At 41.3% G+C, this 9,789-nt stretch carries 10 protein-coding genes; 9 read left to right on the top strand and 1 reads right to left on the bottom strand.

Annotated elements, in window-relative coordinates; all coding sequences use genetic code 11:
* Positions 1-44 precede the first annotated feature (44 nt).
* From NKR21_RS17620 to NKR21_RS17580, 9 genes are all read left to right on the top strand, one after another.
* Complete coding sequence (locus tag NKR21_RS17620) at positions 45-1,502, top strand: tetratricopeptide repeat protein (protein ID WP_012011363.1); 1,458 nt, start codon at positions 45-47, stop codon at positions 1,500-1,502.
* Between the two features lie 363 nt (positions 1,503-1,865).
* A complete protein-coding gene (locus tag NKR21_RS17615; RefSeq protein WP_144455481.1) occupies positions 1,866-3,257 on the top strand; it encodes a C40 family peptidase in 1,392 nt (463 codons plus the stop codon).
* Positions 3,258-3,490: 233 nt separating this feature from the next.
* Positions 3,491-4,441 carry a thioredoxin-disulfide reductase gene (gene trxB / locus NKR21_RS17610; RefSeq protein WP_088001298.1) on the top strand — a complete coding sequence of 317 codons (951 nt, stop codon included), beginning with the start codon at positions 3,491-3,493 and terminating at the stop codon, positions 4,439-4,441.
* Positions 4,442-4,798: 357 nt separating this feature from the next.
* Positions 4,799-5,263 (top strand): 8-oxo-dGTP diphosphatase, encoded by a 465-nt coding sequence (locus NKR21_RS17605; protein ID WP_012011359.1) that lies wholly within the window; start codon positions 4,799-4,801, stop codon positions 5,261-5,263.
* A 39-nt stretch (positions 5,264-5,302) separates the two neighbouring features.
* The gene (rapZ, locus tag NKR21_RS17600; protein WP_041816354.1) at positions 5,303-6,190 is read left to right on the top strand and encodes an RNase adapter RapZ; all 888 of its coding nucleotides are present in this window, start codon (positions 5,303-5,305) and stop codon (positions 6,188-6,190) included.
* A complete protein-coding gene (locus NKR21_RS17595; RefSeq protein ID WP_012011357.1) occupies positions 6,191-7,150 on the top strand; it encodes a gluconeogenesis factor YvcK family protein in 960 nt (319 codons plus the stop codon).
* A 17-nt stretch (positions 7,151-7,167) separates the two neighbouring features.
* Positions 7,168-8,118, top strand: coding sequence for a DNA-binding protein WhiA (whiA, locus tag NKR21_RS17590; protein WP_003213321.1), 951 nt, complete (start codon positions 7,168-7,170; stop codon positions 8,116-8,118).
* 26 nt (positions 8,119-8,144) lie between these two features.
* Positions 8,145-8,402 (top strand): HPr family phosphocarrier protein, encoded by a 258-nt coding sequence (locus tag NKR21_RS17585; protein ID WP_144455483.1) that lies wholly within the window; start codon positions 8,145-8,147, stop codon positions 8,400-8,402.
* A gap of 37 nt (positions 8,403-8,439) precedes the next feature.
* The gene (locus NKR21_RS17580) at positions 8,440-9,186 is read left to right on the top strand and encodes an arylamine N-acetyltransferase family protein (protein WP_012011355.1); all 747 of its coding nucleotides are present in this window, start codon (positions 8,440-8,442) and stop codon (positions 9,184-9,186) included.
* Between the two features lie 46 nt (positions 9,187-9,232).
* Here NKR21_RS17580 and NKR21_RS17575 read toward each other — a convergent pair whose 3' ends face one another.
* Positions 9,233-9,673, bottom strand: a complete 441-nt coding sequence (locus tag NKR21_RS17575; RefSeq protein ID WP_371869438.1) for a ribonuclease — start codon at positions 9,671-9,673, stop codon at positions 9,233-9,235.
* Positions 9,674-9,789: the final 116 nt, after the last annotated feature.

Below are 9,789 nucleotides of genomic sequence, written 5' to 3'. Positions count from 1 at the left end.
ATGTTATACTACACACGGTACACTGTTCGAAATGGAGGGTATCAGTGAGTAAATACACTTCTCAAAATAATCACACACAAGTCGTCCAGCTATTCCAAGATGGGCATTACTTTTTTCATAAAGGTCTAAAAGCTTATAGAGAAAGAAATCTATCTAGAGCAAGTAAGCTAATACAGCGGGCGATCGTACTTGAGCCTGAAAATGTAGAAATGCTGTCACAGCTAGCTATTATTTATACTGAAATGGGTCATTACCAACAATCAAATGAACTGCTTGATTTCATCCTTGAGCATATTGATGAAAATATGTCTGAGTGTCATTATTTTAAAGCCAATAATTATGCGAATCTAGGACTCTTTCAAGAGGCATATAAGTCAGCGACTGCTTATGCTTCATTAGAAGAGAACGGGGAATTTGCAGATGAAAATGATGACCTTCTCGATCTGCTCGATATGAGTGACGAAGAGGACGAAGATTTCCCTTACGATCAGGACGACCTGATTGTGAAGCAGGATCAAGCAAATCACTTGCTAGAAAGCGGCAGGCTTGATGAAGCCATTGAGATGCTGGAACAGATGATTGTCGAGTATCCAGAATTTTGGTCAGCGTATAATAATCTCGCATTGGCCTATTTTTATTCTGGTCAAATCCATCAGGCGAAAGAGATGTTGAACCGGGTTCTACATGAAAATCCGGGTAATCTGCATGCACTTTGCAACCAGCTAGTCTTCTATCATTATGAAAAAGAAGAAGAAAAGGTCAATACGTTAGCAAAGCAATTAACGCACGTGTATCCAATATTAAGTGAACAGCGTTATAAGCTTGGCGCAACATTTGCCCTAGTTGGAGAATTTGAATGGGCTTTTAAATGGCTTTATTCTTTGTATAAAACAGGCTTTCAAGGTGATAGTACATTTCTATACTGGCTCGCAAGCGCAGCTTATTATACAGGTCACAAAACGCTTGCACAGACGGTTTGGGATAAGATGGTCGAAGAAGATATCGATGCAGATGAAATCAAGCCGTGGCAGGATAAACCTGAGGAGACTGAGCCGATGGTTTCCATTGAGGAGCGGCTGACGGCGTACTATGTAAGCAAACAAAAAGGAGAACGTGACGTTCTTCAATCTGTCCTTGATGCACGCGCAGCGAAAACAGCCTTCGAACAGCAATTCATTGAACTGCTCTTATACGAAGGTGAAATGGAAGAACGGTCTTTTTCAGAAGATGCGGTTTTTGCAAAACAGGCGGCATCCAGCTTGGAAGAAGCTGTTCAGCCTGACAGTCATATGCCTTATTTTTGGTTATTCCATATTATTCAGCAGGCACGTGCTTCTGGCGTAGATAAGAAAAATGCGCCTGCATGGGCAGCAGCATCTTATTATGTATGGATGCAGGAGCAAGAAGAGTCTATTAGCAAAAAAGAGATTGCATCCTCTTTTCAAATCAGTGTTCAAACACTGTCTAAATACGAACAAGTCATTTGCTCATTAATTGAATAAATAGGTAAATAGATTTATGAGATTGAAGCGTGGCCGAAAAGGTCATGCTTTTTTCTTGGTTAAAAAGGTGGGATTTGCAAGGATTTGGCGAAGTATGACAATCACGACATGTTTTTGAAACATAAATGTAATAAAAATATTAGCTCATTTTGTCGATGTCTCATGTATAATGAAAATCGTGGATTAAAACAAAGACATATATTTAAATATTTTACTATACATAATGAAACACCTAGTGATAGAAACAATCTGGTCAACATCTGACTGATCAATCAGGAAGAAAGACATAGATAGCACAGATTGGTCGCAGAGAATTTGCTGCTTTCTCATGTCGCTTGGAAATTGTCAAAGGAGGAACTATTCGTGAAAAAGTTTATTACTTTCGGTTTAGCTTCGGTGATCGGAGCGAGCGGTTTATTTATCCCATTTACTCATGAAGCAAACGCACAGAACTTTGAACAAAAGAAACAAGAGCTGGACAGCAAGCAATCTGAGGTTAACAAAAACCTTCAAAAGAAAAAAGATGAGCTTTCAAAGCTTGAAGCAAAACAAGAGGCACTTGCACTAAAGCTAAAAGAAATTGACGAGAAAGCTTTAAAAACAAGTGATCAAATTGAAGAAAAACAAAAAGAAAATGAACAAACGAAAAAAGAAATCAACGCACTGAAAAAAGACATTGCCGATACTGAAAAACGTATTGAAGATAGAAACAAATTCTTGAAAAAGCGTGTACGTGCGCTTCAAGAAAGCGGCGGTTCTACGAAATACATAGATGTATTACTAGGAGCAAAAAGCTTTAGCGATTTCATCAGTCGTGCAGGTGCAGTGTCTACACTGATCAATGCAGACAGCGAAATCATTAAAGAGCAAGAAAAAGACAAAGCTGAGCTTCAAAAGTCTGAAAACGAATTAAACACAAAGCTTGAAGATGTTCAAAAGACACTTGCAAAGCTTGAAACACTTCAAACTGACTTGAATAAACAGCTTGATGAAAAAGACAAGCTATTCAAGCAAGTGAAAAAGCAAAAAGGAAGTGCTTCTTCTCAAATCAGCGAGTTAAACAGTGAGGCTAACAGCATTGCATCTGAAAAAGACGCAACAATCGCTGCTCAAAAACAAGCTGAAAAAGAAGCAAGAGAAGCAGCTCAAAAAGCAAAAGAAGAAAAAGCACAAAGACAACAGCAGCGTCAAGCTAGTGTTCAAGCAGAAGACAATAGCTCAACTAACGACAGCAGCCCGTCTTCAAATAACAGTAACAGTGGATCTTCAAACAACAACAATAATAACAGCAACAGCAGTTCACCAAGCAAGAAGCCATCTACTGGCGGTGGATCACCTGTCAGCAGTAACGTAGGCGGAATCGAAGGTGCGATCAGCACAGGTTCTACTATTGTTGGACAATCTCCATATAAATGGGCTGGCGGCAGATCACAAGCTGATATTGACGCACGTCGTTTTGACTGTTCTTCATTCGTTCGCTGGGCATTTGCATCAGCAGGCATCAACCTTGGACCAGTTGGCGGTACAACAACAGATACGCTTGTAGGTAAAGGAAGAGCTGTAAGTGCATCTGACATGAAACGCGGAGACCTTGTGTTCTTTGATACGTATAAAGTAAATGGACACGTTGGTATTTACTTAGGAAACGGTACATTCTTGAACGATAACAGCTCTCGCGGTGTTTCAGTTGACTCTATGAGCAATGTTTACTGGAAAAAAGCTTTCAATGGCGTTGTAAGAAGAGTCGTTGAATAAATCATTACTTACTATATAACCGTAAACAGGCTTCCTTAAACAGCAGTTTAAGGAAGCTTTTTCTTTTTTTGAAGATATGAGCAAATGATTCGCTTATTATCCGCAGATTTAATAGGATATGGGTAAGGAATAAAAGTAAGAGTGGAATTGATGCTTTCTGTCATGAATGGAAGCATCACCCAAGGGCATTCTAATAAGAAATGCTAGCAGCAATTGAAGAGGGAGTGACAGTTGTGTCAGAAGAAAAAATCTACGATACGATCATCATTGGAGCGGGACCTGCCGGAATGACAGCCGCTGTTTATACATCACGTGGAAATCTTTCAACATTGATGATTGAAAGAGGGATTCCAGGCGGTCAAATGGCTAATACGGAAGATGTCGAGAACTATCCTGGCTTTGAAAGCATTTTAGGGCCAGAACTTTCAAATAAAATGTTTGACCATGCGAAGAAATTCGGTGCTGAGTATGCATATGGCGATATCAAAGAAATCGTCGACGGTGAAGAGTACAAAATCGTCAAAGCCGGTTCAAAAGAATACAAAGGACGCTCTGTCATTATTTCAGCAGGTGCGGAATACAAAAAAATCGGTGCACCAGGTGAAAAAGAACTTGGCGGACGAGGCGTCTCTTACTGTGCAGTATGTGACGGTGCTTTCTTTAAAAATAAAGAGCTCGTCGTCATTGGTGGAGGAGACTCTGCGGTAGAAGAGGGTGTGTACCTCACACGCTTTGCGTCAAAAGTAACAATCGTTCATAGACGCGATAAGCTTCGTGCCCAAAGCATTTTACAAGCGCGTGCTTTTGATAATGAAAAAATCGACTTCATGTGGAACAAAACCGTTAAACAGATTAATGAAGAGAACGGTAAAGTCGGCAGTGTAACCTTGATTGATACGGTGACTGGTGAAGAAGAAGACTTTAAAACAGACGGGGTCTTTATCTATATTGGGATGCTTCCATTATCTAAACCATTTGAAAATCTCGGCATTACAAATGAAGAAGGATATATCGAGACAAACGAAAGAATGGAAACAAGAGTGGAAGGTATTTTCGCCGCTGGTGACATTCGTGAAAAAACACTTCGTCAAATTGTGACAGCAACAGGTGACGGAAGTATTGCCGCACAAAGCGCTCAGCATTATGTAGAAGAGCTTGCTGAAAAGCTGAAAGCAGCGAAATAAAAGGCTGTCGTAAATCCTTAATATTGCGTCATGGGCTTTTAACTGGAATGTAACACGGGTGAAATAATTTTCCGTTATGATAAAACTAGTAATTGACCCCCTTTTATAAGGAATACATGTTTGGCACGGATGAGAATCCGTGTCCTTTTTTTTGCTTAAAATCAGAAATTCAAGAGATGTTCACAAATGACGCATGGAGAACCATTCGTTGCTGTAAAATAAAGAGTAGAGTAATTGTCCGCCACTCCTTTCAGAGGAAATTCGATCTGTTTTCGATGAAGAAGGGGCATGTTCATTGTGGGAGTCAGGATGAACCTGTATAATAAGTTAAAGACATAAAAGAGTAGGTGACAGCTGATGCAACGAGTAACCAATTGTGTGCTGCATCACGAAGATCAAGTTCTCTTGCTGCAAAAGCCAAGACGGGGCTGGTGGGTAGCGCCGGGCGGCAAAATGGAAAGCGGAGAATCGGTCAAGGATTCAGTCGTTCGAGAGTATAGAGAAGAAACAGGAATTTATATTTTAAATCCTCAGTTAAAAGGTGTTTTTACCTTTATCATAAAAGAAGGCGATCAAATCGTTCAAGAGTGGATGATGTTCACCTTTATGGCAGATTCATTTACTGGAAAAAACGTGACAGAGTCAGAGGAAGGCATTTTAAAGTGGCATGAAGCAAAGGATGTGCCGCATTTACCGATGGCGCCAGGAGATTCCCATATTCTTGATTTCATGCTAAAGGGAAAAGGACTTCTGCATGGTACTTTTACGTATACACCTGATTTTGAATTGATTGCTTATCGGTTAGATCCTCAAGGAGACTAATACATGAACCGTTTTTATAAAGAAGGAGAGGAAGCAGGCATGAATACACACAAACAAGAAGATATTCAGCTTGTGATTATTACTGGAATGTCAGGTGCGGGGAAAACCGTTGCCATTCAAAGCTTTGAAGATTTAGGGTACTTCTGTGTAGATAACTTGCCGCCATCACTTTTACCTAAATTCCTAGAACTCATGAAGGAATCGAATTCGAAGATGAGCAAGGTTGCCCTTGTGATGGATTTGCGAGGACGTGAATTCTTTGACAGCTTAATTGCAGCCTTAGATGAAATGAGTGATCTTGGTTGGATCACACCAAGGATATTATTTCTAGATGCAAACGATAAGGTGCTTGTCTCAAGATACAAAGAAACGAGACGTTCGCATCCTCTTGCGACAACAGGTTTGCCGCTCGAAGGAATCGCGATGGAACGCGATCTGTTAGAAGAGTTAAAAGGCCGAGCTCAAATGATTTTTGATACATCGGATTTAAAACCAAAACAGCTTCGAGAAAAAATTGTCGCGCACTTTGCCACAAGCCAAGGACAGGTGTTTACAGTGAATGTGATGTCCTTCGGTTTTAAATACGGTCTGCCGATTGATGCTGATCTTGTATTTGATGTAAGATTCCTGCCGAATCCTTACTATATTGAGAGCATGCGTCCACAGACTGGAAACGATGAAGAAGTGCGCTCCTATGTAATGAAATGGAGCGAGACACAAAAATTCACAGAGAAATTAATTGATCTTCTCAGCTTTATGCTTCCGTCCTATAAACGAGAAGGAAAAAGTCAGCTTGTGATCGCTATTGGCTGTACAGGTGGACAGCACCGGTCAGTGACGCTAGCGAACTACTTATCGGAGTATTTTAAAAATGACTACTACACTCATGTCACTCACCGGGACATTGAAAAGAGAAGTAGAAAATAGATGACGACACTTCCAAAGGTGGTCATTCTTGGCGGGGGCACTGGCTTATCTGTTTTGCTCAGAGGGCTAAAAACAAAGCCAGTGGACATTACCGCTATTGTAACGGTTGCTGATGACGGAGGCAGTTCAGGCAGACTGCGCCATGATTTGAATATTCCGCCTCCAGGCGATATTCGAAATGTCCTTGCAGCTCTCTCTGATGTTGAACCGCTTGTAGAAGACTTATTTCAGCACCGTTTTAACAAAGGGAATGACTTAACAGGTCACTCTCTTGGCAACCTCATTCTTGCGGCCATGACAAATATAACCGGTGATTTTTTTCATGCCGTCACAGAAATGAGCAAGGTCTTAAATGTGAGAGGAAAAGTCTTGCCAGCAGCGAATTCAAGTGTTGTTCTACACGCTGAATTAGAAAATGGGCAAGTGGTAACAGGAGAATCAAAAATCCCAACCTACGGTGAGCGAATTAAACGAGTGTTCCTCACACCTGATACGATTGAGCCGCTCCCAGAATCGATTCAAGTCATTCGTGAAGCGGATTTGATTGTGATTGGACCAGGCAGCTTGTATACAAGTATCTTGCCAAACTTGCTTGTACCGCATATTGGTGAAGAGGTCATTCGCTCAAAGGCGAAAAAAGTGTATATTTGCAATGTCATGACGCAGCCAGGGGAAACGCTTTCCTACAGTGCAGCTGATCATGTGCAAGCATTAAACGATCATATGGTTCGTCCATTTATTGATACCATTTTTGTGAACAATAAAGAAATTCCAGAAGAGATCAAAGCAAAATATGCAGAAGAACAGGCACAGCCTGTACAGTTCGACACAGATGTACTCAAGGCAATGGGACTGGAAGTCATCCCTGGGGAAATTATTACATATGACCAGCATGTGATTCGTCACGACACGCTGAAAGTAGCCGCGCTGCTTGTCGACCTGCTGCATAAGAAAAAATAGGAATGGGGGTGGCAAGGATGTCATTTGCATCCGAAACAAAAAAAGAGCTGACTAATCTGGACGTGAAGGACTGCTGCACAAAAGCAGAGCTTTCTGCCCTCATCCGTATGAACGGTTCATTATCTTTCTCTAATCGAAAATTAATTCTAGATATACAGACAGAGAACGCAGCGATCGCAAGGCGGATTTATACGCTGCTAAAAAAGAAATATGATGTCACAGTCGAGTTGCTCGTTCGTAAGAAAATGAGATTAAAAAAGAATAATGTGTATATTGTCAGACTGGTAGAACGAGCGAAAACCATTTTAGAGGATTTGAAAATATTAGGTGAACAATTTGTATTTGAGCGTAATATTTCAGAAGAGCTTGTAAAGAAAAGATGCTGTAAGCGCTCGTATATGAGAGGTGCTTTTTTAGCAGGCGGTTCTGTGAATAACCCAGAAACGTCTTCCTATCACCTTGAGATTTTTTCACTCTATAAAGAACACAATGATGCCCTTTGTGAGTTGATGAACCAATTTCATCTCAACAGTAAAACACTTGAGCGGAAAAAAGGCTACATCACATATATGAAAGAAGCCGAAAAAATCACTGAATTCTTAAGTGTTGTAGGTGCGCATAATTCACTTCTTCGCTTCGAAGACGTTCGGATCGTCCGTGATATGCGGAACTCCGTGAACCGGCTCGTCAATTGTGAAACAGCAAACTTGAATAAAACGATTGGTGCATCGCTCCGTCAGGTCGAAAACATTCAATTCATTGATGAAAAAATTGGACTTGATGCCCTGCCAGATAAGCTGCGTGAAATTGCAAAGCTAAGAGTCGACTATCAAGAGGTCACGCTAAAGGAACTGGGAGAAATGGTGGAAAGCGGTAAGATCAGCAAATCAGGCATTAATCACCGCTTAAGAAAGCTAGATCAAATTGCAGAACAATTACGAAACGGACAAGCTGTTACACTCAAATAGGAGAATGAAAAAGGGAGGCAGATCATATGGTGGAAAAAACGGTCACCATCCAGTTGAAAACAGGCTTGCAGGCTCGTCCCGCTGCTTTGTTTGTACAGGAAGCGAATCGCTTTGGGGCTGAAATTTTTCTAGAGAAGGACGGAAAAAGAGTCAATGCGAAGAGCATTATGGGTCTCATGAGCCTTGCGATCAGCTCTGGGGTTACTATCACACTGATTGCAGATGGTGCGGACGAACAAGAAGCCATTGAGGCGTTAACAGATTTTGTCAATCAAGAAAACTGAGTCTCTTCAAAGGCTCAGTTTTTTAGGAGGGAATGTCATGATTCAATCAGCTTTTTTACAGAAGATCGGATATGAAGGCCAGTCGATCACCTTTAATGACTTACCTGTATTATTAAAAAAAATGGCCTATACCTTTCCATTTGAAAATAGATCTGTTCTGAAAAAACAATCCTATGCTTTGAATCAAGAAGGGTTGAATCAGCATCTTCTTGAAGGAAACAGAGGAGGTCTTTGTTATGATCTCAATCCTCTTTTATATTATGTGTTAAAAGAGGCAGGATTTGCTGTACAGCTCGTTCAAGGGACTGTGTATAACAAGGAAGCAGGAGCATGGGCAATTGATGGTACACATGTAGCCATGACGTTGAATCATCACAACGAACGGTATCTGATTGATGCGGGTTTTGGTGTGAATTTACCTCTCCAGCCTGTACCTTTTACGGAAGAATGGATCAAAGGAGCGTCTATTCGGTTTCGAGTCAAAGAGGAGGAAACCGAAAAAGGGACACATCTTCTCCAATTAGATAGAGGAGAAGGCGCTGAAATAGGCTACGCATTCACATTGCAAGAGGTGAGCGAGCCTACATTGGTCCAAATGAGACAGGAGATTTATGAAAATGAAGCCTCTCCTTTTAACAAAAGACCGCTTGCTTCAAAGCTTACACCAACAGGACGTGTCATTGTCACGGAGGAACATGTCACCACACATGAACACGAAGAAGTGTCGAAAAAACCGCTACCCCTTCCTTTTGACGAATATGTGAAAACCCTGTTGCCGAAGTAGCATTAAAAAAACAGCCCTGCGTCAAATGGGCTGTTTTTTTGATTGATTATCGAATACGTGTGAATGTTGCGTAATGGTCTGTTGTTTTGTAAATGAGCCAGTCACTTGAATACACGAGGCGGTCAGCATTGCGGAAGCCTGAGACGTAGTTGATATCTGCTTCACGCCATGTGCGTCCGCTTGCTGAAGGAAGACGCCCCTCCCGGTTAGAGAAAACATCTCCACCAATGCTTTTGCCTGGGGCAACCTCTGCTAGATTTCCCTTTGACGCCACCCAACCAAGGGCACTTGCTTGTGATTTTGTGATGTAGTTATCGGGCAGTCGTTTGTAGCGAATCAAATAATCGGCTACACCATCAAACGTATTAATGACGGCAAGAGTATGGACATCTGATGTCAGTTGAATAGAAGCTGTTTCATTTGTGGCGGTCGGTGTAAGTGGTGTTTCAGCATAGGCTTGCTGCGGAATAAAACCAGAAAACAGAATAGCAGCGATCAGAGCAAACATAGTAAAAACCGAACTGATTTTTTTCATCTTCATCCTCCTATTAAGGAAATCGGAAGCTGTCCTCTTGATGCTTGTCTACCTCATATTATAGCACC

It is taken from the genome of Bacillus sp. 1735sda2 (genome assembly GCF_024159245.1).
Lineage (GTDB): Bacteria > Bacillota > Bacilli > Bacillales > Bacillaceae > Bacillus > Bacillus pumilus_O.
The sequence above is the reverse complement of the archived record's forward strand: the minus strand, read 5'-3'. Positions and strand labels throughout refer to the sequence as shown.